This is a genomic window from Rhodococcus jostii RHA1, assembly GCF_000014565.1.
In the GTDB taxonomy this organism is placed as follows: Bacteria; Actinomycetota; Actinomycetes; order Mycobacteriales; family Mycobacteriaceae; genus Rhodococcus_F; species Rhodococcus_F jostii_A.
Genome location: NC_008268.1, coordinates 4,258,501 through 4,284,555, shown reverse-complemented (window position 1 = coordinate 4,284,555; position 26,055 = coordinate 4,258,501). Strand labels below are relative to the sequence as shown.

General features: G+C 67.8%; 13 protein-coding genes. 3 read left to right on the top strand and 10 right to left on the bottom strand.

All coding sequences use genetic code 11. From position 1 onward, the window contains the following. Positions 1 to 67: 67 nt before the first annotated feature. The 3 genes from RHA1_RS19780 to RHA1_RS19770 all read left to right on the top strand — a co-directional run bounded on the left by RHA1_RS19780 (position 68) and on the right by RHA1_RS19770 (position 7,902). A complete protein-coding gene (locus tag RHA1_RS19780) occupies positions 68 to 3,304 on the top strand; it encodes an arabinosyltransferase domain-containing protein (protein ID WP_011596567.1) in 3,237 nt (1,078 codons plus the stop codon). A 66-nt stretch (positions 3,305 to 3,370) separates the two neighbouring features. Further along, positions 3,371 to 6,694: an arabinosyltransferase domain-containing protein gene (locus RHA1_RS19775; RefSeq protein ID WP_050787338.1), complete on the top strand. Its 3,324-nt coding sequence runs from the start codon at positions 3,371 to 3,373 to the stop codon at positions 6,692 to 6,694. Between the two features lie 233 nt (positions 6,695 to 6,927). Then, a complete protein-coding gene (locus RHA1_RS19770) occupies positions 6,928 to 7,902 on the top strand; it encodes a hypothetical protein (RefSeq protein WP_011596565.1) in 975 nt (324 codons plus the stop codon). Positions 7,903 to 7,907: 5 nt separating this feature from the next. Here the strand turns inward: RHA1_RS19770 and RHA1_RS19765 are convergent, their stop codons facing one another. The 10 genes from RHA1_RS19765 to RHA1_RS19720 all read right to left on the bottom strand — a co-directional run bounded on the left by RHA1_RS19765 (position 7,908) and on the right by RHA1_RS19720 (position 26,055). Next, entirely contained in the window at positions 7,908 to 9,452 is a 1,545-nt protein-coding gene (locus tag RHA1_RS19765; RefSeq protein ID WP_011596564.1) for an acyl-CoA carboxylase subunit beta, read from the bottom strand. Continuing rightward, the gene (gene pks13, locus RHA1_RS19760; protein WP_011596563.1) at positions 9,449 to 14,506 is read right to left on the bottom strand and encodes a polyketide synthase Pks13; all 5,058 of its coding nucleotides are present in this window, start codon (positions 14,504 to 14,506) and stop codon (positions 9,449 to 9,451) included. Before pks13 ends, RHA1_RS19765 begins: the two co-directional genes overlap by 4 nt. Positions 14,507 to 14,537: 31 nt before the next feature. After that, positions 14,538 to 16,433, bottom strand: a complete 1,896-nt coding sequence (gene fadD32 / locus RHA1_RS19755; RefSeq protein ID WP_050787337.1) for a long-chain-fatty-acid--AMP ligase FadD32 — start codon at positions 16,431 to 16,433, stop codon at positions 14,538 to 14,540. Positions 16,434 to 16,620: 187 nt separating this feature from the next. Next, positions 16,621 to 17,610 (bottom strand): LLM class F420-dependent oxidoreductase, encoded by a 990-nt coding sequence (locus RHA1_RS19750; RefSeq protein ID WP_009477140.1) that lies wholly within the window; start codon positions 17,608 to 17,610, stop codon positions 16,621 to 16,623. Between the two features lie 194 nt (positions 17,611 to 17,804). Continuing rightward, positions 17,805 to 18,779 carry a cutinase family protein gene (locus tag RHA1_RS19745; protein WP_009477139.1) on the bottom strand — a complete coding sequence of 325 codons (975 nt, stop codon included), beginning with the start codon at positions 18,777 to 18,779 and terminating at the stop codon, positions 17,805 to 17,807. 6 nt (positions 18,780 to 18,785) lie between these two features. Continuing rightward, positions 18,786 to 19,361, bottom strand: a complete 576-nt coding sequence (locus RHA1_RS19740) for a DUF732 domain-containing protein (protein WP_005260437.1) — start codon at positions 19,359 to 19,361, stop codon at positions 18,786 to 18,788. Positions 19,362 to 19,487: 126 nt separating this feature from the next. Next, positions 19,488 to 21,374, bottom strand: coding sequence for an alpha/beta hydrolase-fold protein (locus RHA1_RS19735; protein WP_050787506.1), 1,887 nt, complete (start codon positions 21,372 to 21,374; stop codon positions 19,488 to 19,490). Between the two features lie 131 nt (positions 21,375 to 21,505). After that, on the bottom strand, positions 21,506 to 22,501 hold the full coding sequence (locus RHA1_RS19730) for an alpha/beta hydrolase (protein WP_009477137.1): 996 nt from the start codon (positions 22,499 to 22,501) through the stop codon (positions 21,506 to 21,508). Positions 22,502 to 22,786: 285 nt separating this feature from the next. Next, positions 22,787 to 23,797 (bottom strand): alpha/beta hydrolase, encoded by a 1,011-nt coding sequence (locus RHA1_RS19725; RefSeq protein ID WP_009477136.1) that lies wholly within the window; start codon positions 23,795 to 23,797, stop codon positions 22,787 to 22,789. Between the two features lie 338 nt (positions 23,798 to 24,135). Then, complete coding sequence (locus tag RHA1_RS19720; protein ID WP_011596560.1) at positions 24,136 to 26,055, bottom strand: arabinofuranosyltransferase AftB family protein; 1,920 nt, start codon at positions 26,053 to 26,055, stop codon at positions 24,136 to 24,138.

Below are 26,055 nucleotides of genomic sequence, written 5' to 3'. Positions count from 1 at the left end.
GCAACAGCCCCCCGGGCGTTGACAAGTACTCACGGGTGGCGGAGCCGCAATCGCCTAACATCGTTCTGTGCCGTCCCAACCCCCGCCGCCTGACCTTCGGACCATCCGCACTTCCCGGCTCATCGCGATCGTCACCGGCCTGATCGGGTTCGTGCTCGCGCTGGCCACCCCGTTCCTCCCGGTGAAGCAGGATGCCGCGTCGATCGACTGGCCGCAGGACGGCACCCTGAACAGCGTCGAGGCGCCACTGGTCTCGTACACACCGCTGGACATGCAGGTGACCGTGCCGTGCTCGGTGTTCACGCAACTCGGACCCGACGGCGGCACCGTCGTCTCCACCCTCCCGAATCGCGCGCCCGACTTCGAGAAGAACGGCCTCGTAGTGAAGGGCGGTGCCGGCGGCACGGTCGACGTCACGATTCGCGGCATCTCCCTGATCTCGGCGGACGCCGCGGATCTCCAGGGCTGCACCGCCCTGTCGGTCACGTCCGACCACCGGCGGACGTCGGCGGAGATCACGGGCACCGCCGAACCGCTCGCCGGTTCCGTCGAGGGCGACCAGCGCCCGCAGATGGTCGGCCTGTTCACCGACCTGCAGGGTGCGGCGCCGGCAGGGTTGAACGTGCACGTCCACCCGGATTCCCGATTCTCGTCCAGCCCCACCCTGCTCAAACTGCTGGCGATGATCGTGTGCGTCCTCGCGACGCTGACGTCGCTGTACGCATTGCACCGTGTGGACGGCATCGACGGTCGCCGCGCGCGCCGCTTCCTGCCCGCGCACTGGTGGAAGTTCACCGGTGTCGACGCCGTCGTGATCGGGACGCTGCTGCTGTGGCACGTGGTCGGCGCCAACACCTCCGACGACGGCTACCTCCTCGGCATGGCGCGGGTGTCGGAGCATTCCGGCTACATGGCCAACTACTTCCGCTGGTTCGGTGTCCCCGAGGCGCCGTTCGGATGGTCGTACGAACTCCTCGCGGCGCTGGCGAAGGTGAGCACCGCGAGCATGTGGATGCGACTGCCGACACTCCTCGCCGCCCTGCTCTGCTGGATGGTGATCAGCCGGGAGGTCATCCCCCGCCTCGGTGTGGCCGTGCGGCGCAACAGAACTGCCCTCTGGACCGGCGGACTGGTTTTCCTGGCCTTCTGGTTGCCGTACGACAACGGGCTGCGTCCCGAACCGGTCATCGCTCTCGGCGCCCTCCTCACGTGGTGTTCGATCGAGCGCGCCATCGCCACCGGACGACTGCTCCCCGGTGCCGTCGCCGTGCTCATCGCCGCGTTCTCGCTCGCGGCCGGGCCGTCGGGCCTGATCTGCATCGCCGCCCTGATCGCCGGCGCGCGGCCGATCCTGCAGATCGTCATCGCGCGGGGCCACCGGGTGGGATTCGCGTCCCAGATCCTGCCGATCCTCGCCGCGGGAACCGTCGTGATGGTGGCCGTCTTCGCAGATCAGACATTGGCGACGGTGCTCGAGTCGACGCGCGTCCGCACCGCCCTCGGCCCCAACGTGGCCTGGTTCGACGAGCGGCTGCGCTGGGATTCGCTCATGGGGATCTCGCCGGACGGCTCGCTGGCCCGCCGATTCGGCGTGTTCGTGATGCTGCTGTGCGTCGTGGTCTGCGTGATGCTGATCCTCCGCAAGGGGAAGGTGCCCGGCACCGCGATCGGACCGTCCCGCCGCATCCTCGGCATCGTGTTCGCGTCCCTGCTGCTGATGATGTTCACGCCCACCAAATGGACGCACCACTTCGGTGTGTACGCGGGTCTCGCCGGCTCCGTCGCGGTGCTCGCCGCGGTCGGGGTGGGGGCCGCGAGCATTCGCTCCAAACGGAACCGCACTCTGTTCGCCGCAGGTGTCCTGTTCATCCTCGCGGTCGCGTTCACCAGCTCCAACGGTTGGTGGTACGTGTCCAGCTACGGCGTTCCGTGGTGGGACAAGCCGCCGATGATCGCGGGCAAGGGCTTCTCCACGCTGTTCCTGGGCCTCACGGTCCTCACGCTGCTCCTCGCTGCCTGGTACCACGTCCGCGAACCGTACGAGAACGGCAAGAAGCCCAACGGTAAACGTGCCCGGATGCTGGCGCCGTCGCCGCTGACCGTCGCGGCCGGTGCCGTCGTCCTGTTCGAGGTGCTGTCGCTGCTGAAGGGGGCTGTCGCGCAGTACCCCGGTTACTCCATCGCGAAGGCCAACATCGAGTCGGTGACCGGCAACTCGTGCGCGCTCGCCGACGAAGTCCTCGTCGAGACCGACCCCACCGCCGCCCTCCTCCAGCCGCTCACCCCGGTCACCGACCCGAACGGCGCAGGCGCGTTCGGCACGACGTCCGCGGAGGGCTTCACCCCCAACGGCATCGCCGACGACCTCACCGCCGACTCCGAGAAGATCGCCACCGGCGGCGCCAACACCGTCGACACCGAGACCGACGAGACGACGACGGGCACCAGCTCCGGCACCGGTGGCGGCACCGAGGCCACCGCCGGCGTCAACGGCAGCACCGTGACGCTGCCGTTCGGCCTCGACCCCGCCCGGACCCCGGTCCTCGGCAGCTACCAGCCGGGCGGGGAGCAGAAACCCGCCTCCCTCACCACCGGCTGGTACGGGCTGCCCGACCGCAGCGACGACGCCCCGATCCTCACCATCTCGGCCGCCGGACGCATCCGGTCGGTCGACGCGGACGGCGTCGTCACCCCCGGTCAGAGTCTGAAGGTCGAGTACGGGGTCACCGGCCCCGACGGTTCCGTCACCGCGCTCGGCACCGTCGACCCGATCGACATCGGACCGTCCCCGTCGTGGCGCAACCTGCGCGTGCCGCTCGACCAGCTGCCCGCCGAGGCGAACACGGTCCGACTTGTCGCGGACGACCCGGACACCGACCCCGGCCAGTGGCTGGCGGTCACACCGCCCCGGGTGCCGACGATGCAGACCCTGCAGACCGTCGTCGGCTCCAGCGACCCCGTGCTCCTCGACTGGGCCGTCGGGCTCGCTTTCCCCTGCCAGCGGCCCTTCGACCACCGCTACGGCGTCGCCGAGGTCCCGCAGTGGCGTGTCCTCCCCGACCGCATCGGCGCCGAGTCCACCAATGCCTGGCAGGACAAGTTCGGCGGCGGCCCGCTGGGCTGGACCGACCAGCTGTTGTCGGCGAGCACGCTGGCCACCTACCTGTCGAACGACTGGGACCGCGACTGGGGCTCGCTCGAGCGGTACACACCGCTCGACGAGTCGGCGACGCCCGCGCAGGTCGAATCCGAACAGGTGACCAGGTCGGGCACCTGGTCGGCCGGACCGGTGCGTTACTACTAGAAGTGTCCCTACCCTCTGGTAGGCGGCAATATGCCTACTCAGGTTCCTGACATACCATCGACAACCGTGCCCGACGCTCTGACAACTTCCGTCTCCGACGCCGAACCCACTTCGCCGCCTGCTCGCCAGGACCGGCGGAGTGAGTACCGGACCGCTCGTCTGATCGCCATCGTCACCGGACTCATCGGGTTCGTGCTGGCAGTGGCCACTCCGTTCATGCCGGTGCAGCAGACCACCGCAGCGGTGAACTGGCCGGAGAACGGCGTCGTCGGCGACCTCGAGGCACCGCTGATGTCGCAGGTCCCGGTCGATCTGTCGGCCGCGATCCCGTGTTCCGCCGTGGCCGGGCTCCCCCCGCAGGGCGGAATCCTGCTGGCCACCGCCCCCGCACAGGGCGAGGGTGCGGCATTGAATGCGATGTTCGTGCGGGTATCGGACAAGTCCGTCGACGTGCTCGACCGCAACGTCACCATCGCGACGGCGCCGCGCGAACAGGTGCAGTCGGGCGCCTGCACCGAGATCCGTATCACGTCGAACATCGACGCGACGTCCGCCGAGTTCGTGGGTCTGACCACTCCGACCGGTGACCCGATTGCCGGTTCCCTCACCGGTGACCTCCGCCCGCAGGTGGTGGGCGTGTTCAGCGACCTCCGCGACGGGGCGGCGCCGGCAGGCCTGTCGTTCACGATGAACGTCGACTCCCGGTTCTCGTCGAGCCCCACGCTGATCAAGCTCGTCGCCATGATCGTGGCCCTCCTCGCCACGGCCGTCGCCCTGGTCGCTCTCGGCCGCCTCGACGGCACGGACGGGCGCGGGCACCGCAACTTCCTTCCGTCGCACTGGTGGAAGTTCACCGGACTCGACACGATCGTCGTGGGCACGCTGGTGCTGTGGCACTTCATCGGCGCCAACACGTCCGACGACGGCTACCTCCTCACCATGGCCCGAGTCTCCGACCACGCCGGTTACATGGCCAACTACTTCCGCTGGTTCGGTGTCCCCGAGGCGCCGTTCGGCTGGTACTACGACGTCCTGGCCGCGATGGCGAAGATCTCGACGGCCAGCCCGTTCATGCGACTGCCCGCCCTCGTCGCCGGCATCCTGTGCTGGATGGTGATCAGCCGGGAGGTCGCTCCGCGCCTCGGCCGGTCCGTCCGGCGCAACAAGGTCGCGCTGTGGACCGGCGGACTCGTCTTCCTCGCGTTCTGGCTGCCCTACAACAACGGCCTGCGGCCCGAGCCCATCGTGGCGCTCGGCGCCCTGCTCACGTGGTGCTCCATCGAGCGTTCCATCGCGACCGGACGCCTCCTCCCCGCGGCTGTCGCCGTCCTGATCGGCGCGTTCACGCTCGCGGCCGCCCCGACGGGACTGATGTGTGTGGCCGCCCTGCTCGCCGGCGCCCGTCCGCTCGTCCGGATCGTCGTCAAGCGCCACCGCCAGGTGGGGACGCTGCCGCTGCTGGCTCCGATCGCAGCCGCGGGCACGATCGTCCTGGTGGTGGTGTTCGCCGACCAGACCGTCGCCGCGGTGATGGAGGCCACCCGGGTCCGCACCCTGATCGGCCCGAACCTCGAGTGGTACAAGGACTTCCTGCGCTACTACTACCTCTTCGTCCCGACCGTCGACGGTTCCGTGGCTCGCCGCTTCGCGTTCCTGACGATGATCCTGTGCCTGCTGACGACGCTGTTCATCCTGCTGCGCCGCAAGCGGATCCCCGGCGCCGCCACCGGACCGTCGTGGCGTCTGCTCGGTGTCGTGTTCGGCACGATCTTCTTCATGATGTTCAACCCCACCAAGTGGACCCACCACTTCGGGGCGTACGCGGGCATCGCCGGCTCCCTGGCCGCACTCACCGCCGTCGCCGTGTCGGCGTCCGCGCTGCGGTCGCGCCGCAACCGCACGATCTTCCTCGCCGGCTTGCTCCTCATGCTGGCCCTGACGTTCGCGGGAATCAACGGCTACTGGTACGTCTCGAGCTACGGCGTGCCGTGGTTCGACAAGACGGTCTCCATCGGCGGCCGCCAGTCCAACACGTTCTTCCTCGTCCTGTTCGGGCTGGCCGTGGCACTGGCCGCCTGGCAGTACCTGCGTGAGGGATTCGCCGCGCCACCTGCCCGCGCCAACACCGAGAAGGGCAGGCGGATCAGGAAATTTGCGGCCGCCCCGCTCACCGTCATCGCCGGCATCATGGTGCTGTTCGAAGTCCTCTCACTCCTCAAGGGCGCCGTCTCCCAGTACCCGGCGTACTCGCTGGCACGGTCGAACTTCGACTCCCTCACCGGGCAGACGTGCGGACTCGCCGAGGACGTGCTCGTCGAAGGCGACACCAACGGCGGAAACCTCACGCCCATCAACGATCCCGCGCAGCCGCTGGCGAACCCCGCCGACCCGCTCGGCGGAGCCGATCCCGTCGGCTTCTCCCCCAACGGGGTGCCGTCCGACCTGACCGCCGACTACGTCGAGGTCAAGCAGGGCATGGGCAACACCGACAACCAGAGCGTCGGGCCCAGCTTCGAGACCGGATCGAGCGCCGGAACCAGCGGCGGCACCGGCAACGTCGGCGTCAACGGCAGCACCGCCAAGCTGCCGTTCGGACTCGACCCCGGCACCACACCCGTCATGGGCAGCTACCAGGAAGGCGTGCAGGAACCGGCGACGCTGTCGTCCAGCTGGTACGCACTCCCCGAGCGCAGCGACGACGCCCCGCTGATCGTCATGTCCGCCGCAGGACGCATCTGGTCGGTCGACTCGACCGGCGCCCTCACCTATGGTCAGTCACTGCTCCTCGAATACGGCAAGCGTCAGCCCGACGGCACCGTGCAGGCCCAGGGCACCTACCTGCCCAAGGACATCGGACCCGCACCGTCGTGGCGCAACCTGCGCGTCCCGATCAGCGAACTGTCCCCCGACGCCGACTCCGTGCGGATCGTCGCGAACGATCCCAACCTCACCGGCGACCAGTGGCTGGCCTTCACCCCGCCGCGGGTTCCCAAGCTCGAGACCCTCAACTCGACGATCGGCAGCTCACAGCCGGTTCTGCTGGACTGGGCCGTCGGACTGCAGTTCCCGTGCCAGCGTCCGTTCGACCACCAGTACGGTGTCGCGGAGATGCCGAACTACCGCATCCTCCCCGACCGCCCGCTGGCCGTCAGCTCCACCGACACCTGGCAATCCCCGGAAAACGGTGGCCCCCTCGGCTTCACCGAACTGCTCGCCAGCGCCACGGCCATCCCCACCTACATGCGGGACGACTGGGGCCGCGACTGGGGCTCCCTCGAGCGCTTCGACCGGTACTACCCGGACGCCACCGCGGCCACGGTCGACACCGAGACCGCCACCCGATCCGGACTGTGGAAGCCGGGCACCCTGCGGGTGTACAGCAGCCCGTAAGCCTGCCCGCTTGCGCCTGCTCTCTTGTGCCTGCCCTGCTTGCGTCGCCCGATGTCACACGCGTTCCGTCTGACTGAACGAATGTCACATCGGGCGCCGCGCCGGGCGGTCCGACACGGCGAAACAGCTCCGCCACCCGCGGAGTTGTCCACAGCCTTCCGTCCATCCACAGGGCAATTTCCGACGTGGGCTTTCCGGCGACGGTCCGATTCGCCCGCGGCATGCTCTGACCCATGCGACGAGGAACCTGGGCCGAAGATCTCTCTGCGATAGCCGCCGTCAGCCGCGACGGTGTGGTCCGCGCGGCCACCCCGGAACGGCTGGGTGTCGCGAAGGGCACCATCTCCTCACGCTGCGCCGACGGCGGTCCCTGGCAGCGGATCCTTCCCGGCGTGGTCCTGCTGCACAACGGGCCGCCGACGACGCTGCAGCGCAATCTGGCGGCGCTCGAATACGGCGGTCCGGACGCGCTGCTGTCGGGTCACGCCGCGCTCGCCGCGTTCGGCTACACCTCGTCGGCGGCCCGGAACGACGTGCTGCTGCTCATCCCGTCCACCCGGCACCGACGGGACTGGGCATACGTGAAGGTCGAGCGGACGTGGCGCATGCCCACACCGGTCCACCGGGGGCTCCTGCGCCTCGCTCCCCCGGCGCGCAGCCTCCTGGACGCGGGACGCCGCACGCTTCAGGCCGACAGCTGCCGGGCGCTCCTCGCCGGCGGCATCCAGCGCGGCGACGTGACCGTCGACGAACTCGTTCGTGAACTCGCGCACGGCAGCGACCGCGGAAGCCGCCTGCCCCGCGCGGTCCTGCGTGAACTGAGCGCCGACGCGCATTCCGTCGCCGAGGTGCACGCGCAGAAGGTGTATGCGATGAGCGGTCTTCCGCCGATGCGGCACAACGTGGACGTCCTGTCCGCTGCCGGGCTGTGGATCGCCCGTCCCGACGGCTGGCTGGACGATGTCGCCGTCGCCTGGGAGATCGACTCGCTGAAGTACCACTTCTCGCCAGAACTCCACGAGGCGACGATGAGGCGGCGGGCGCGCATGCAGCGCGAGGGCATCATCGTCGTGACGCACCTGCCGAAGCAGATCCAGGCCGACCCGGCGACGGTGCTCGCGGATCTCCGCACGGCACACACGCTGGCGGCGTCGCGCCCCCGGCCACCGGTGTTCGTCCACACCGAACCGAAGCTGCGGTCGGCATGAGTCACCTACAGAGGCATCAGATCGTGCTTGCGCGGGTTGCGCTGCACCTTCTTGTCGCGCAGCATCGTCAGCGCCTTGCGGATCTCGAGCCGGGTGGTGGCGGGCTCGATGACGGCGTCGATGTAGCCACGCTCCGCCGCGATGTACGGCGTCGCGATGTTCTCGTTGTAGAAGTTGATCAGCTGCCTGCGGACGGCGGGAGCGTTCTCACCCGCGGCCTCGATCTGCCTGCGCCCGATGAGGTCGACAGCACCCTCCGCGCCCATCACCGCGATGCGGGCGGTCGGCCACGCGAAGTTGATGTCGGCGCCCAGCTGCTTCGAGCCCATGACGGCGTACGCGCCGCCGTACGCCTTGCGGATCACGACGGTCACCTTCGGGACCGTCGCCGTCACGAACGCGAAGATGAACCGGCCGCCACGCTTGATGACACCGATCCGCTCCTGTTCGAGGCCGGGGAGGAACCCGGGCGTGTCGACCGCGAATACCAGCGGGATGTCGAAGGCGTCGCAGATGCGGATGAAATGCGCGGCCTTGTCCGAGGCCTGGGCGTCCAGCGCGCCGGCCGCGACCAGCGGCTGGTTGGCGATCACGCCGACCGTGCGCCCGTCCACGCGGGCGAAGCCGGTGATGATGTTCAGCGCCACCTGCCCACCGATCTCGTGGAACTCACCGTCGTCGAAGATCCGCAGCAGGATGTCGTGCATGTCGTAGCCGGCGTTGTCGGCATCCGGGATGAACGTGTCGAGGTCGCGGTCGGAGTCCGTGATGTCCGGTTCGAGACCCGGGTTGACCACCGGCGGCTTCTCCATGCAACTCGACGGCAGGAAGCTGAGGTATTTGCGCACCCACTCGAACGCAGCCTTTTCGTCGGCCGCCACATGGTGCAGGTTGCCGTACTGGGCCTGGTTCCGGGCGCCGCCGAGTTCTTCGAGGCTGACGTCCTCACCGGTGATCTTCCGGACCACGTCGGGTCCGGTGACGAACATGTACGACTCCTCGGTGGCCACCAAGACGTCGGTGTTGATCGGCGCGTACACCGCACCGCCCGCGCACTTGCCGAGGATCATCGAGATCTGCGGGCACATACCCGACAGCGGTTCCTGCCGACGGCCGAGCTCCGCGTACCAGGCCAGCGACGTCACCGCGTCCTGCACACGCGCTCCACCGGAGTCGTTGATGCCGACGCAGGGGCAGCCGATCTTGGCGGCGAACTCCATGATCGCGGCGACCTTGCGGCCGAACATCTCGCCGACGGAACCGCCGAACACGGTCTGATCGTGCGAGAACACCGCGACCGGGCGTCCCTCGACGGTCCCGTGGCCGGTGACGACGCCGTCGCTGTACAGGGCACCCGGATCACCGGGCTGGCGCATCAGGCCGCCGACCTCGATGAAACTTCCCGGGTCGAGCAGCATGTCGATGCGTTCGCGCGCACTCGGAATGCCCTTCTTCGCGCGCTTGGCGATAGCCTGTTCGCCCGCGGGTTCCTTTGCCGTTTCGAGCTTTTCGCGCAGTTCGGCAAGCTTCTCTGCGGTCGTGGTTGTCACTGATGCGCTCCGGTTCCGGCGGCCTGGATCGCCGCCAGCTTCTTGGTGAGGTCGGCACCGACCTTCGCGATGTACGGCTCGTCGACGATCTGGATGTGATCGCCGCCCACGTGGATGATCTCCAGGTTCTTCACCGCGTCGCCCCAGCCGCCGTCCGGCTTCCTGGTCTTGAACGCGGGCTCCAGGTTCATCACGTCGTCGTGGTAGCGGTCGGCCATGTACAGGACGACGTCGCCGTCGTACTGCGCGAGCTCGGCGGTCTGGATGGCCCGGTTGTCGAGCCACGACGTGCGCTGGTGCTCGATGATTCCACCCGGAATCTTCGTGCCACTCAGTTTGAGCAGTTCCGTCAGGATCTTGATCTGCTCTTCGTCGCTCTCCGCCGCGGCGAGCTTGTCGTACGGCAGCGGGTAGTCCACGTTGTACGTCTTCTTCGCGAACGCGGCGTACCGCTGCCAGCGCTTACGGATCTCGTCCGGGGTGTCCTCGACCTTCTCACCGGCCATGACCGTGTCGATCAGGCCGACGATGCGAACGTCCGCGCCCGACTCACGCAGCAGCTTCGCCACCGCGTAGGCCAGCACACCGCCCAGCGACCAGCCGTACAGCACGTACGGTCCGTCACCCTGAATCTCGCGGATCAGCGGCAGGTACTCCGCCGCCCGGACCTCGATCGGACCCTCGGTGCGTTCGAACCCGTACATCGGCGTGCCCTCGGGCAGACGCTTCAGCAGCGGCTCGTACGCGACGGTCGAACCACCGGCCGGGTGGAACACGAACACGGGGACGGCGTCGGATCCTTCCGGGCGAGGCCGCAACGCGCGGACCAGCCCGTCGATCTTGCCGGAATCCTCGAGGAATCCACGCACCACGTTGGCGAGTTCCTCGATGGTGGTGGAGTCGAGGACGTCGTCGAACGTGATCTCACCGTTCGCGCGTTCCGACAACCGCACCGCCAGCTTCTCAGCCGTCTCGTCGTTCAGGATCGGCAGCGTGTTGAAGATGCCCTTGGCGGACTCGCCGGTGACGACGGCCCACGTGGCGAACGTCAGGCGCTCGGCGGCGTCGCGCGGCGGAACGTCGGAACCGGTCGCGTCGGCGAACGCTTCCTTGCTGTCCACGGCGGCCGCCTCGGGAGCCGCGGCCGTCTCCGGCACCGGGGTGGCCGCGAGGATCGCCTCGGCCTCGGCCTCCACGGACGTGTCCTCGGCGTCGAGCGGGGACGCATCGAATTCGGAGTCACGAGCGGCCTCTGCGTCACGGTCGGCCTCTGCGTCACGGTCGGCCTCCGCGGCCTCCTCCGCTTCCTTCTCGGCCTTCTGCTTGTCGGCCAGCGCCTGCACCTCTTCGCGGTTCTCGACCGCGTAGCGCAGGTACTTGCCGACCTCCATCAGATTCGCGTCCCGGACCGCCTGCAGCTGCAGCTGCGGGATGTCGAACTCGTACTCGACGCGGTTCTTGATGCGGACGGCCATCAGCGAGTCGAGGCCCAGCTCGATGAGCGGGATCTCGGCGGGCAGGTCTTCCGGGGCGTAGCCCATGGACTCGGCGACGATCAGCGCCAGACGATCCTCGAGGGTCTGCGAACCGTTCGGGTCCCACTTCTCACCGATGTCCTCGACGACCTCGGGCAGCTCCTCCACCGGGGAGGTCGACTGCACCGGCGGCGCGACGACGGGTTCGGGAAGCGCCGCACCGGACGTGACGGCGGCATCGAACAGCAGCGTGAAACTCGGGCCGCTCTTCGCGTGCACCTGCAGCGACGCGCCACCCGGATGCGGGTTGAGCGTGGTGGTGAGCGTGCCCTCCGCCGGAGTGTGGGCGTGCAGAACGGACGCGGCGAGCGTCACGTCCGACAGCACCTGCGACGCGGCGGCGGTGACCAGTGCGGGCAGGTCGGTGACCGCGCCTGCCTGGACCTCCCACACGTGGCGGCCGTCGGGCAGCGACACGTGCGCACCGGGGACGCGGGTGTTGCCGCTGGAATCGATGCGGGTCTCCACCCAGTACGGCTTGCGGATCCACGCGGTCCGCGGAACGGACGCGAAGTCGCCCTCGGGGAGCAGCGACGACAGGTCGACGGCGTGCCCGTGCACGTACAGCTGCGCGAGCGCTGCGAGAACACCGAGCGGCTCGTCCTCCTTGCGCTTGAGCGTCTGGATGAGCTGCATGTCGTGCAGACCGGCGTCGAACGCGGTGGCGGCGACGGACATCAGGGCTACCGGGTTGGGCGCCAGCTCCACGAACGTGGTGTGCCCGCTGCCCACGGCGAGGCGGACGGCGTTGGTGAAGTACACGCTGTGGCGCAGACCCTTGGTCCAGTACTCCTCGCGGTGGATCGGCTCGTGGCCGGCGCGGTAGTACGTGTCCTGGTCGACCGACGAGTACACGCCCAGCTTCAACTTGGTCGGCTCGATGCCCGCCAGTTCCGCGGCCAGCTCGCCCAGCAGCGGATCGACCTGGGAGGTGTGGCTGGCGCCCTTCGTCTTGAGGACGCGGGCCATCTTCTCCTCGCCCTCGGCGCGCGCGACGATGGCGTTGACCTCGGGCTCGGGGCCACCGATCACGGTGTGCGTCGGCGCCGCGTACACGCAGACCTCGAGGTGCGGGAAGTCGGTGAGAACGGTCTCGATCTCGGACGCGCTGTACTCGACGAGCGCCATCAGACGGATGTCGTCGCCCTCCAGCGTGGCCTCGGCCTCTCCCATGAGGCGGGACCGGGCGCAGATCACCCGCACCGCGTCCTCGAGCGGCAGACCACCCGAGATGTACGCGGCGGCAGCCTCACCCATCGAGTGTCCGACCACGGCCTCGGGCTGGGCGCCGTGGTGACGCAGCAGGGCCGCCAGACCGATCTGGATGGTGAAGATGCCGACCTGGGAGGTCTCGACGTCGTAGTCGATCGCGTCGTCGAGGAACTTCTCCTTCATGGAGTAGCCGGCCTCGTCCTCGATCAGCGCGTCGACCTCGTCGATGGCGGCCGCGAAGACCGGGTTCTCCAGGTAGAGCTGCTTGGCCATCTTGCGGTGCTGCGAACCGAAGCCCGACAGGACCCAGACGGCGCCCTTCGACGACGGCGAATCCGCCGAGAACACACCCTGCCCCGGCTTTCCGGCGGCGATGGCGCGGAGCCCGGTCACGGCCTCGGAGCGGGTCTTCGCCAGGACGACGGCACGCGAGCGGCCGTGGTTGCGGCGGGCGAGCGAGCGCGCGACGTCGGCGAGCGGAGTGGTGCTGCCCTCTTCGGTCTCCAGCCAGTCGGCCAAATCGGCGGCGGCACGGCGACGACGCGACGGCAGCGCACCCGACACGGCGAGAACGACCGTCGGCTCGACGGCCTCGGCCACCGATTCCTCGGCGGGAACAGCGGGCTCGGTGATCTCGGCCGCGTCATCCGCGGCAGGTCCGGTGTACTCGCGCACGACGACGTGCGCGTTGGTGCCACCGAAACCGAAGCCGGACACACCGGCGACGGCCGTGCCCGTGTAGCGCGGCCACGCCGCACCCTCGGGAATGACCTGCAGGTGCGCCTTGTCGAACGCGATGTACGGGTTGGGTCCGGCGAAGTTCAGCGTCGGCGGCAGGGTGTCTTCCTGCATCGACAGCACGACCTTGATCAGGCCCGCGGCGCCCGCGGCGGCTTCGAGGTGACCGAAGTTGGTCTTGGCCGAGCCGAGCAACGCGGGCTTGTCGTCGGCGCGTCCACGCCCGACGACGCGTCCGAGCGCGTCGGCCTCGATGGGGTCGCCGAGGATGGTGCCGGTGCCGTGCGCCTCGATGTAGTCGACGCCGGCGGGGTTGATGCCCGCGTCCCGGTAGGCGTGGCGCAGGACGTCGGCCTGCGCATCCGGGTTCGGGGCCGCGAGACCGTTGGAGCGGCCGTCCTGGTTGACGGCGCTGCCGGCGATGACGGCGAGGATCTCGTCGCCGTCACGCTCGGCGTCCTCGAGACGCTTGAGGACCACGAGACCGCCGCCCTCGGCGCGGATCATGCCGTCGGCGTCGGAGGAGAACGCCTTGATGCGGCCGTCGGGGGCCATCACACCCAGCTGGTCGAAGCCCAGCGTGGCGGGGGGCGCCACGAGCATGTTGACGCCGCCGGCGAGCGCGAGATCCGACTCACCGGACCGCAGCGAGCGGACCGCCTGGTGCACCGCGACGAGCGACGACGAGCACGCCGTGTCGAGGGCGATCGACGGCCCGCGGAAGTCGTAGAAGTACGAAACCCGGTTGGCGACGATGGACGTCGACGTACCGGTCAGCGCATACGGGTGCGCGTGGACGGGGTCGCTGACCGCGAGCAACTGGTAGTCGTTGGCCGAGCTGCCGATGAACACACCGACCTGCTCACCCTTGAGGTCGCTGGCCGGGATGCGAGCGTGCTCGAGTGCCTCCCACGTCAGTTCCATCGCGAGGCGTTGCTGCGGGTCGACGTTCGCGACCTCCAGCGGAGACATCGCGAAGAACTCCGCATCGAAGGTCTTCACGTCGTCGAGGTAGCCGCCCTGCGTGTTGGCCTTCTCGACGGCCGCCTTGATCTGCGGGTCGGAGGTGAACTCCTCCCAGCGACCCTCGGGCAGGTCGGAGATGCCGTCGCGGCCCTCCGCGAGCATCTGCCACATCTCGGCAGGAGTCTTACCCGCACCGGGGAAACGGGAAGCCAGACCCACGATCGCGATGTCGTGCGCATCCGACGTCGGCGCCGACGCGTAGTACGCGGCGTCGGCCGAGTCGTCGAGCTGCTCGGGTTCGCCCTCGATGATGCGGGTGGCCAGCGACGCGATGGTGGGGTGCTGGTAGGCGACGGTCGCGGTGAGCGTGACGCCGACCAGTTCCTCGATCTCGCCACTGAGCGCGACTGCGTCGCGAGACGACAGACCGAACTCTTCCATCGGGCGGTCGTCGGTGATCTGACCGACCGGTTGCCCTGTTGCGTCGGCAATCCAGTTACGCAGCCACTCGCGTAGCTGCGCGACCGTCATGTCACCTGTGCTGCCGGTGACATTCCCCGTCGCTTCGCTCGCCCCGACCTGGTCATCATCTTTTTCAGCCATCAACTCACCAAGCTACCCGTCAGGAAGTGGACTATTCGGAAACGCTATCGGGGAAGGCCGTCTGCGTGTATCCGCCGCGCAGGGTGCCTTCGATGTAGCTCGCCTTGCACGCGCGGCGGGCGATCTTGCCGCTCGACGTACGAGGAATCGAGCCCGCGGGCACCAGCAGGATGTCGCGCGCGGTGACCCCGTGCCTGCTCGACAACGCCGCCCGCACCGTGTCGGCGATCGGCTGGGGGTCGGCCTTGCCCGCACCCGGTGCACGCTCGGCGACGATCACGAGCTGCTCGGAGGAGTCGCCCGCGTCGTAGTTCAGACCCGAATGTGTGTTCTCGAACACGACGGCGGGCAGCTGGTTGGCCGGGACCGCGAACGCGGCGACGAAGCCGGGGCGGAGCGCGGTGCTCGCCTCCTGCGCCGAGTACTCGAGGTCCTGCGGGTAGTGGTTGCGGCCGTCGACGATCACGAGGTCCTTGACGCGGCCCGTGATGAACAGCTCGCCGTCGATGTAGACGCCGTAGTCGCCGGTCCGCATCCAGTTGGCGTCCTCGGGCGTGCCCTCCGCGTGGCTGCCCTCCGCGAGCCGGTTGGTCAGCTTGTTTTGGAAGGTCTCGGCGGTCTCGTCGGTGCGACCCCAGTAGCCGATGCCGATGTTCTCGCCGTGCAGCCAGATCTCTCCGACCCGGTCGTCGGGCTGCTCGATCCGCGACTCCGGGTCGACGATGGCGGCCCACTGGCTGCGCGCGACGTAGCCGCAGGACACCTGCGGGATGGCGTTCTCGGCGTCCTGGTCCACCTTCACGACACGACCGGCGTTGAGCTCGTCGCGGTCGACGTAGATGACGCGGGCCTCGTCCGAGTGCCGGGTGGACGACACGAACAGGGTGGCCTCGGCCATGCCGTACGAGGGCTTGATCGCCGTCTTCGGCAGGCCGTACGGCGCGAACGCCTCGTTGAACTTGCGCATCGACGACGTGGTGACCGGCTCGCTGCCGTTGATGAGACCGATCACGTTGCTCAGATCGAGGCTCTCACCGTTCTTCGGCAGACCGCGGGCGGCCGCGTGCTCGAACGCGAAGTTGGGTGCGGCCGCGAACGTGCCCGCACCGTCGGAGACCGCTGCCAGTTCCTTGATCCACCGGTACGGCCGCTGCACGAACGCGCGCGGGCTCATGATGGTGATGTACTTGCCGCCCAGGGCGGGCAGGATGACGGTCAGCAGACCCATGTCGTGGAACAGCGGCAGCCACGTGACGCCGCGCGAGTTCTCGTTGAGCTCGATGGAGTCGACCATCTGCAGCGCGTTGGTGCCGACGGCGCGGTGCGTGATCTCCACACCGGCGGGCACACGGGTGGAACCGGACGTGTACTGCAGGTACGCGATGTCGTCGAGATCGATCTCGGGGCGCACCCAGGACTCGCCGACGCTGTCGGGGATGGCGTCGACGGCGATGATGCGGGGGCGCTGGGCGGCGGGGAGGGACCGGAAGAACTGTCGAACACCCGCGGCGGAGGAGGTGGCCGTGAGGATGGCGGCAGGCGTGCAGTCACTGAGGACGGCGTGCAGACGGTCGGTATGGCCGGGTTCGTCGGGGTCGAACAGCGGCACCGAAATCGTTCCGGCGTGGATGGCGGCGAAGAAGGAGATGACGTAGTCGAGACCCTGCGGCGCCAGGACTGCGACACGGTCGCCGGGCTTGGTGACCTGCTGGAGGCGAGCCGCGACGGCGCGCAGGCGGTGGCCGAACTGTTCCCAGGTCAGCTCCTGTGCTTCGCCGTCTCTGTCCCGCGAATAGTCGATGTAGCGGTATGCCAGCTCGTCCGAGTTCTCCCGGGTGTGCCGCTGGACGTAGTCGACCAGCGTGCTTCCCGAGTCGAGCCTGATATGGCCCTTCTCGTCGATAAAATCATCGAACTTCGCGTTCATTCCATCTCCTCCGAAGCGATCACACAGGCATGCCACCGGCATGACTGCGCCCCAGACTTCCTTCGCCGAATCGGATCTTGTACAACTCGTGGGGAACGACGTAACACGCCACTCACCCGAATAAGTTCATCGATTCCAAACCATCGATATGTTACAGATTGGCATCGCCGCCCTCGGTACGCTGCGTCTACTCGCCCTTCAGTTGCGAGATGATCGGCGCGAACGCATCCATCTGTGTGGGGAACACACCGACGTAAGACATTGTCGTCTTTTCTCGCACCATACGTATCTGATCGGCGATCTCCTCGAAGCTTCCGATCGCGAGATACGGCGAGCTCAGGATGTCTTCGACGGACAGCTTGGTGTCGACCTCGATGTTCGGCGGGAAGCCCTGATCGAGTGCGGCCAGCGCCATCTCGGCGGTCTGCTCACGGTCGTCGGTGATGACGATGGTGGTGATCGTCCAGTTCAGTTCGATGTCGTCGAACCGGTCACCGGCAGCTTCCCGGATCCGGTCGACGCGCTCCATCGTCTTCTCGAGCGTGACACCCGAGAGCAGGAGCTTGCCTTCCTTGCTGGTCGGCGTCGCCACGGAGATGATGTCGGCGTACTTGGCCGCGAGCGCCAGCATCTTGGGGCCGCCGCCGCCGACGGCGATCGGGGGACGCGGGCCCTGCCGCGGTCGCGGGCTGCCGGTCAGGCCCTTGATCTGGTAGTACTTGCCGTCGAAGTTGCACTCCTGGCCGCGCAGCAGCACGTCGAGGATCTGCAGGGTTTCCTCGAGCTTGGCGATCCGGACGCCCGGGCGCTCGTAGTCGATGCCGCCCTTGTCGAACTCTTCCTTCATCCAGCCGGCGCCGATGCCGAGTTCGAGGCGGCCACCCGACAGGACGTCGATGGTGGCGGCGTCCTTGGCGAGGATCGCCGGGTGCCGGAAGCCGTTGGCCAGGACGGCGGTGCCGAGCCGGATCTTGTCCGTGGCGATCGCGAGTGCACCGAGAGCGGCGATCGGTCCCACCTGGTTCCCCAGGTGGTCGGGGATCATGAAGCTGTCGAACCCGAGTTCCTCGGCCTTCTGCGCAAGCTTGACGAACCGACGCGCGCCGCCCTCGTCCGCGTTGCCCTCTCCGCCTGCTGCGAATCGGAACTTACGCAACGAGCTGGCGTCGGAACTCATGAATAGCTTCTCCTGTGGTGAAACGCCCGCGTTTCAGGACGTGAACATCGGTGGGGTCGGGCACCGGTGATGCCGCAACAGTGCAGCACTCTACCGGTGCCGAGAAACGCACACTACCGGCCAGTACGCGTCTCGCCTATCTGTTTGGGACGTTTCACGGCTCACCGACCACGGTGAACCCATCCGCCACAAAATCAACTGTGTGCCGGGGTCGGGGCGGCCTCGATCTTCTCGGCAGCCCATCCGGCGATCCACTGCGTGGCCGTCGTGCCGGAGTCGTCGACGACGTACGAGTTGTACATCGCGTGGACGGGGTTGTTGTTGTACTCGAGCAGACGCAGACCGCTTCCGATCCAGTTGCTCGGTTTCAACGCCTGCGCCGGGGCGTCGCAGATTCCGTCCGACGGGGCGCAGATCTCGACCGCCCGGTCGGTGAGATCACCGAAACCGCCGGGGCGGGGACCGGTCATCGTGATTCCCGGGATCTGCAGACCGGCCAGCGACAGTTCGGCTCCGACACCGGCGACCGGCTGCCCGATATTCGTGGCGGCGGCCGGGTCGCGGCGACCGTCGGCGATGAGCCCGACACCCAGTACGAGATCCGCCGGAACAGGACCGTCACCTGCGCCGATACTCGACGCGACGTCGCCGGCGATGACCGCGCCCTGCGAGAAGCCGGTGAGCAGGAAGCTGGTCAGCGGGCACTCGGCGTGACGACGGATCAGGATGTCGTTGGTGGCGGCCGTGCCCGCGCCGCGGCTGTTGTTGTACGACTGCTGCCCGTCCGGCGGGAAGGCGACCGGGTTGGAGAACTGTGCGACGTACGGAACCGTGTACACGTCGGCGCGCGACGGCTCGAACTGCTCCTGCAGCGGCCGCGACACGTTGAGCATCAGCGACGCCGGGTTGGCCGTCGGGTTGTACGGGTCGTCGGCGGCGCTGGACTCCCACGTGCCCGGGACGACCACCACCTGGACGTCGGGACAGCTGGCCGGCTGGGCGTTGGGACGCTCGGGACCGGGCGGGGTCGGGATCGGCTTGGGCAGCCGCCCTGCGAGGAGATACCAGAGCGCGATCACTGCGACGAGAATCACCAGCAGGATCACGATCAGCACCATCAGCTTGCGCAGGAGGCTGCTCTTCTTCTTCCGCGTTCCGGTCAACGACATCGGCGTCTACTTGCAGTAGGTCGCGTGGGCGACATCCATGTAGGTCTGGGCGTTGGCCGTCGCCTGCTCCTGGGTCAGTTCCTGACCCGCAGCCGACGCCTCGGTGCCGACCATCGCTGTGACGAACACCATCGCTTCGGCGTCGCTCTTGCCTTCGGCCTTGGCCTGGCAGATGAAGTCGGCGGTGCTCACGGCCATGGTGCCGTCAGCGGCCGGCTCGATGCCCTTGCTCTTCAGCGCGTCGAGGAACTTCTGGCCTTCGGCGCTGACCGGGACCTCGGCGGGGCCGGGAAAATCACCCGGAACTTCCTCGGGCTGCTGCGGCGGCGCGGTCGCCGCCTCACCCGGGCTCGTCACCGGCGCGGAGGCCGAAGCCGAGGCGCTCGCGCTGGGCGCGGCGGACGCCGAACTCTCGGCGGAACTGGACGCCGCAGCCGACGTCGCGGCGCTGGTGGACGGGTTCGACGTCGCCGTGGAATCGTCGCTGCCGCACCCGACCAACAATCCGCTTGCTGCGACGGCGAGCGCGCCTACGGCGATCGCCCGTCGGAAGGTGGTGCTGATACGTGAGTGCTGCGGCATCTATTTCCGTCCTTGCTTTCCAAGTCGTTGTCTCTCGACAGGGTACAGACGCAGATCGGGCGGAAGCCTGGTCCGCCGGACCCGGCCCCGCCCGCTGCGCGTGAGATTTCTAGTGCGGTCCGGCCATCAGTGAATCTCGGCCTTGTTGTCGATCACTGTGACGTAACCGGTCTGGAAGTTCTGCTGAACTCCGCCGGGGATGGCGAATTTGTCGCTGATCGGGAAGCCGAGTCGGCCACCCTCGTAGCCGGCGCTCTTCCAGGCGTCGAAGATCGGTCCGTTCTCCACGGCCCACGCACCCGACAGCGGGCTCCAGTAGATGTTGCCGCCCTCGAACTGGTTGAACCGGCCGCCGTCCTTGACCGCGATCTCGCTGGTCTTCGGGAATCCGAGCCACCCGCCCTCGTAACCGAGTTCGGCGTACTTGCCCATGATCATTCCCTGCACGCGGTGGGTGCCGTTCGCCGGACTGAAGTACATGGCGCCGATCTCGAAGCCCTGCACCGCGCCGTCCTTGCCGGGCGTGGGAACTTCCTCGGCCACCGGGTATCCGAGCGGTCCGGCTTCCCAGCCCTGACGTGCCCACTCGTCGCGGATCGCGCCGCGAACGGCGTGTGCCCCGGTCTGCGGCGACCAGTACACGGACCCGCGCTCGAAGTGGTTGAAGCGACCGCGACCGTCGGGGGTGGCCAGTTCGGGCGTCGTCGGGTAGCCGAGCGGCCCACCCGGACCACCGGTCGCCTGGTAGACGCCGCCGATGGCGCCGGCCACCGGCTGCGCGCCGGTGTCGGACTTGGCGAAGATCCGGCCGTTGCGGAAGTCCTGGACCGTGCCGCCAGCGAGGCTGTACTCGGGGGTGAGGCAGTCGCCGATCCACGGGTTCGCGCCGGCCACCCCGGCGATGGAACCGCCTGTGGCGCATACCGGCTTGTCGGGTTCGACGTCGACGGCGCTGGCGAGCTGCGGCCACAGCTGGTGGAGCTCGAACTGCCAGTACGGCCACGAGTGCGTGCCGGACGGCCGGTAGTTGACCTGGGCCGGGATGCCCAGCTTGTTCAGCTTGGTCGCGAAGGTCTGGGACGTGAGCCGCGACAGGATCTCAAGGCCCATACCCGCGTAATTGGTGCTGACGCCGGGGATTCCGGACGGCTGGTCGTACGGGCCCGTGGTTCCGCTACCGCTGGAGATGTACAGGCTGACGCCCTTGAGCTTGTCGGCCAGCAGGTAGGGGTCGTGTTCCTCCCACGCCGCGCTGGTCGGGGGACCCCACATCGCGTCCGCGTCGAATCCGCCCGCGTCGCTCATCGCGTACGCAACGGCCTGCGGCATGCCGAGCGCGGTGGTGGTGAGCATGCCCGACAGCGACGCGGCGAATTTGAAGAATCCCTGGTTGCGAGCCGCGAGGAACATCGCGGACGTGCCGCCCATCGAGAGTCCGATGACGCCGCGTGTCTGCGTGGTGCGCCAGTCGCTTTCGAGGATCGGGGGCAGTTCCTTCGTGAGGAACGTCTCCCACTGGTAGTTCTGACCGTTGTCCTGGGCCACCCAGTCGGAGTAGAAGCTGGACTGGCCGCCGACCGGGAGGACGACGTTGATGTTCTTGTCGGCGAAGAACGATTCGGCGTCGGTCTCGAGCGTCCAGCCGTTCTCGTTGTCCTGCGCGCGGAGACCGTCGAGCATGTAGACGGACGGGAACTTCTCGGTGGGCTTCGAGTTCCAGTCCCGTGCAAGCAGCATCTGCACCTGGATGGGCACACCCATCGACGGAGAGTTGATCCAGATCGCCACGCGACGGTCGGTGAGCCAGTCGACGTGATGGATCGTCGCGGCGCCCGGGGCCTGCGTGGCCACCGGAGCCTGTGCGGCGACGGGCGCAGCCGAGACGGTGGCGGTCTGGGCGAACCCGACCGCCACCGGCACCACGAGCACAGCGGCAAGCGAGGCCAGCGTCCGCCTTCGAACATTTCCGGCCGACGAACGCTGACGTTCTGCCTTGAACAGGCCTACTCGCATGACGTTCACTCTCTCTCTGCGCGTCGAGGCCAACACGGAGCACGGCCTCGCGTTCCGGTTCTTTCTACACGCAAACGACAGACGAGTGGGAGTGCCGCGCTGTTACAGCTGGTGCAATTGTTACTTCCGAGCTACCCGATCGTGTTGCCGAGGTCGCCGGCCAGATCGTGGATCTGCTGCTGCCAGTAACGCCACGTGTGGATGCCGCGGGGCGGGAAGCTGTAGGTGACGTTCTTCGCGCCGAGGGTCGCCATCTTGACCTGGAAGGCACGGGTGTTCGCCAGCGACAGTGCCTCGAGGCTCGCACCGGTGCTGGCGTTGAAGACGTCCATGAATCCGGTCGGTGCGGCTCCGCCGGGGGCGGGGATGCCGTTGGCCGCCGACACCCACAGGCGGGTGTTGTTGTCGCGAAGCTTGTTCGCGAACACGAACGGGTCGTTGCGCAGCCACGCCGGGTTCCACGGCGGGCCCCACATCGCGTCGACGTTGTAGCGGCCGGCGTCGAGCATCGCGATGCGGATCGCCTCACGCATGCCGGGAGCCGAGATGTTCAGGTAACCGGACAGCGAGCCCGCGTAGTTGAACTGCTCGGGGTGGTAGGCAGCGAGGGTCAGGGCGGCGCTGCCACCCATCGACAGGCCGATGACGCCGTTACGGGTGGACTGGAACCCGAGGCGGTTCGCCAGTGCGTCGCGCAGTTCCTGAGTGAGGAACGTCTCCCACTTGTACGGCGTCTTCTGGCCGTTGAGGTTCGAGTTCGAAATCCAGTCGGAGTAGAAGCTGGACTGCCCGCCGACCGGCTGGACGACGTTGATGTTCTGCGAGGCGAGGAACGGGCCCGCGTCGGTGTTGACCTCCCAGCCGCTCAGGTCGTCCTGCGCGCGCAGACCGTCGAGCAGGTAGACGACCCGGTTGGTGTTGCCGTCGGCGGCACGCCAGATGCGGCTCTTGATCGGTCCCATGGCGGAATCGACCCAGAAGTCCTGTGCGGCGGGGTCGAAGGCTGCGGATGCCGTTGCGCCGCCGCCCACCATGGTCACGCCCAGTGGCAGTGCGACCGCCAGAGCAATTGCGGCGGCGGTACGCCTGGCCCATCCGCTTGTTCTCGTCGAACCCCCAACTCGCATGAACTCGTCTTCCCTCCGCTTGATCCGTCTCGCGCCGCGGCCGCGGCAACCTCTCGATAACTCTCGTGAAAATCTCACGTACAGACGCCACCCGCGCAGCGCTCGCTGCGCGGGTGGCGTCTCGACGGGATCACCTTACTGACAAAACGTTCCGTTGTGCACTCCCGGGGAAGGGAATCCTGGGTTTTCCCTCACGTACCCGGCCGGGGCGCGGGCACCCCGGAGCGCACGAGTGCCGCCCCGCCGGATCGGCGGGGCGGCATTCGTCACGGGAGTGGTGTCAGATCACCAGGCGCCCAGTGTGTCCAGAATCTGGCCGCGGGCCTTCCACAGCTCGGCACCCCAGTACGGCCACGAGTGCGTGCCGTTGGCGGGGAAGTCGAAGGTGGCCGGGACACCGAGGGTGGCCAGACGCACCTGGAAGGCGCGGGTGTTGGCCAGGGCGAGAGCCTCGAGGCCCATGCCGTTCGCGGTGTTGTAGTAGTCGATCGGAGCGCGCGGGTGGTCGAACTCGCCGGGCAGACCGCTGGCAGCCGAGATGAACATCGACAGACCGTTCAGGCGCGGGGCGAACACGAACGGGTCGTTACGCAGCCACGCCGGGTTCCACGGCGGGCCCCACATCGCGTCGACGTTGTAGCGGCCGGCGTCGATCATCGCGACGCGGATCGCCTCACGCATGCCGGGAGCCGAGATGTTCAGGTAACCGGACAGCGAACCGGCGAACTTGAACTGGTCGCGGTGGTACGCGGCGAGGGTCAGGGCGGCACTGCCACCCATCGACAGGCCGAGGACGGCGTTGTTGGTGCGCGAGACGCCGTAGTTGGCGAGGAAGTCGGGCAGTTCCTTGGTCAGGAACGTCTCCCACTTGTACGTGACGGGCTGACCGTTGAAGTTGCTCGCCGAGTACCAGTCGGAGTAGAAGCTGGACTCGCCACCGACGGGCATGACCAGGGTCACGTTGTCGTTGCGGTACTGGTCGAACGCGTTGGTCTCGAAGCTCCACGCGTTGCGGTCGTTGCGGGCGCGCAGTCCGTCGAGCAGGTACAGCGCGGCGCTACCGCCGCGGGCTGCCCACTGGACCTGGACCTTGATCGGTCCCATGGAAGAGGGAACCCACAGTTCCTCGTAGCCACCGGCCGGCGCGGTCTTGGCGGGACCCGCGTGCGTCGGTGCTGCTGCGGCGACGGCTCCACCAGCGATTCCTGCGCCCACAGGCAGTACCAGTGCGACGGCACCGATGGCCATCGCACGCTGCTTGAGGCGCTGAGACAACCTCGGTCTGGCAAAACGCATGAATACTGCTCACTCTCTTCGTCTGCGGACTCCGCCACTGGGCGGCTCCGGCGGATTCCGTCGGGGAACAGGCGACCTGCCGGCCCGGGCGTTGAAACCGGGTCGGCAGCGGACCTCTTCCAAGTCACACTGCGCTTGGTGGACTGTATGTCACACGAACTTCCCTGACAAACGCTCACGGAGCGTTTTTCAGGGAACTTCCAGACCACCGTCACCGATGACTCATCATCGACGTACATCGTCGCCGACAGTTCCAGCGTTACACAAACGAGATCTGATGTTCCGACATCGAGATCTGCCCGGGACGCCCCGGTGACACACGCACCGCCCGGTTCGCCCTATTTGGCCGGTTCCGGGAACGGTGGCTCGAGATTGCACCGCTGAATTTCATATGCGGGCACTCGCTCGAATCGATAACTTGCGAAATGCAGCGCATCCTTGAAATTCTGCTTGAATCGCGGCCACGTCAGTTCGGACCGGTACGACGTCAGCAGGTCCTGTGTCTCGGGGCACGTGAGCGCGACCCGCGCCTCGGTCACCCATTCCTCGTCGAGGAATCCGGGCATCCACGGGTGCTTGTCGATCATTCCCGTGTCCACCACGACCCAGTCGGGGTAGAGGGCCTTGTCGTGCCCGATACGGCCGTCATCCAACCGCTCGGTGTGCGCCGCAAGCGGGTAGGCGAGACCCATCTGGTCCAGCACCCGCACGTCGAGGCCGACGTTCATGCTCGTCATGCCGAGGTTCAGGAAGTACACGGTGTGGCCTGCGCCGCCGTCCGGGATCGGAAGGGGCGGAGGAACGACGAACCAGTACGTGTAATCGGCGGACGGGATGAGCAGGCCGCCGTCGGGGGTGTCCGAGATGGTCTGGACCATGGCGCGCATCCGCGGGTAGTCCAGATAATCGTCCGCGCGAATCGGGTGCGCATGACCGGTGTTGAGAACGTAGAAGGCGCGTTCGTCGACAATTCCGGACCGTCCGATAACGACACCCTCCGGCATTCCCGTCGTGTTCGACGCGAAAAATGCCCACACGACGGTGCCGACCCACAGCGAAGCCATTGCGAGGAAAATCGACGATTCCCTATTACGCCCCCACGCGGCCCGGTCCGGAATTCGCACCGGAATTACGGCGACGGGAACGATGAAACAGAACAGAACGGGGAGAAGAACGCGGCCGTGCATGAAGTCGCCGCCGACGCGCAACGAGTACAGACCGAGGATCAGCCCGCTCGCGAGAATGAAGACGACGACGGCATTCTGCGTCCGCAGCCATCCGCGCAGGCGCGTCAGCCGATTCCCCTCGGTGTGACGAACACCATCTCCGATGGACTTGTCCCGGCCCCGCCAGGCGATCACGGCGCCGGCGAAAAGGAAGACCAGCGGCAGCCACAGGAGGTACGGGCCGAGCAGATTCCAGAGGTAGGCGAAACCCTGCGACCACTTGGCGCCGCCGGCGTCCTTCGACACCGCGGTGTTGGGGTACGGGAGGGCGTAGTAGCCCATGCGCCAGATCTGGTAGCCCACCGGAACGATGCCGGCTACGAACACCATCGCCACACGCACCCCCCAGGTGAGACCGGGCGCGAGGAAGATCATGGCCAGCGACAGCACACCCAGGATCGCCAGTTCGGGGCGCACGAGGGGCCCCATGCCCGCGACGAACGAGAGCACGAGCACCGAAGTGGTGGACGGGGTGGTCGCCTGACTCCATCGGACCAGCAGCAGCCAGAGCAGCGCGATCCAGAAGATGACGAGGCAGCTTTCGAGACCCGACGTCGCGAAGTCGCGGGCCGGGGGCACCGCGATGTAGACGAGCACACCGGCGGGCATCAGGAACAGCGTGCCGCCGCCGGCGAAGGACCCACCGCGGTACAGGCGCGCGGTGCCGAACATGGCGAGCACGATCGCCGCCGTGGACAGGATCAGCGCGATCGTCAGGACGACGTATTCGAGCCGGGCCTGGGAGAACCAGCTGAACGCGTAGACGATGTACGTCCACGCAGTGCTGGTGTTGGCCTCGACACGCTCGCCCGAGTTGAAGACGGGACCGTTGCCTGCGAGGAGGTTACGGACCGTGCGCAGCACGATCAGGCCGTCGTCGGCAATCCATCGCCGTTCCCAGGCACCCCAGAACATCAGGAGAGCCGAGACGGCCACACCCCCGAGGAAGACCACCCTCGAGAGGATGGCCTTCCGGTGGCGTTCGGTGGTCCGCTCCGCGGCGGCGTCCGAGTCCTCGGCGCCTCCTACCAA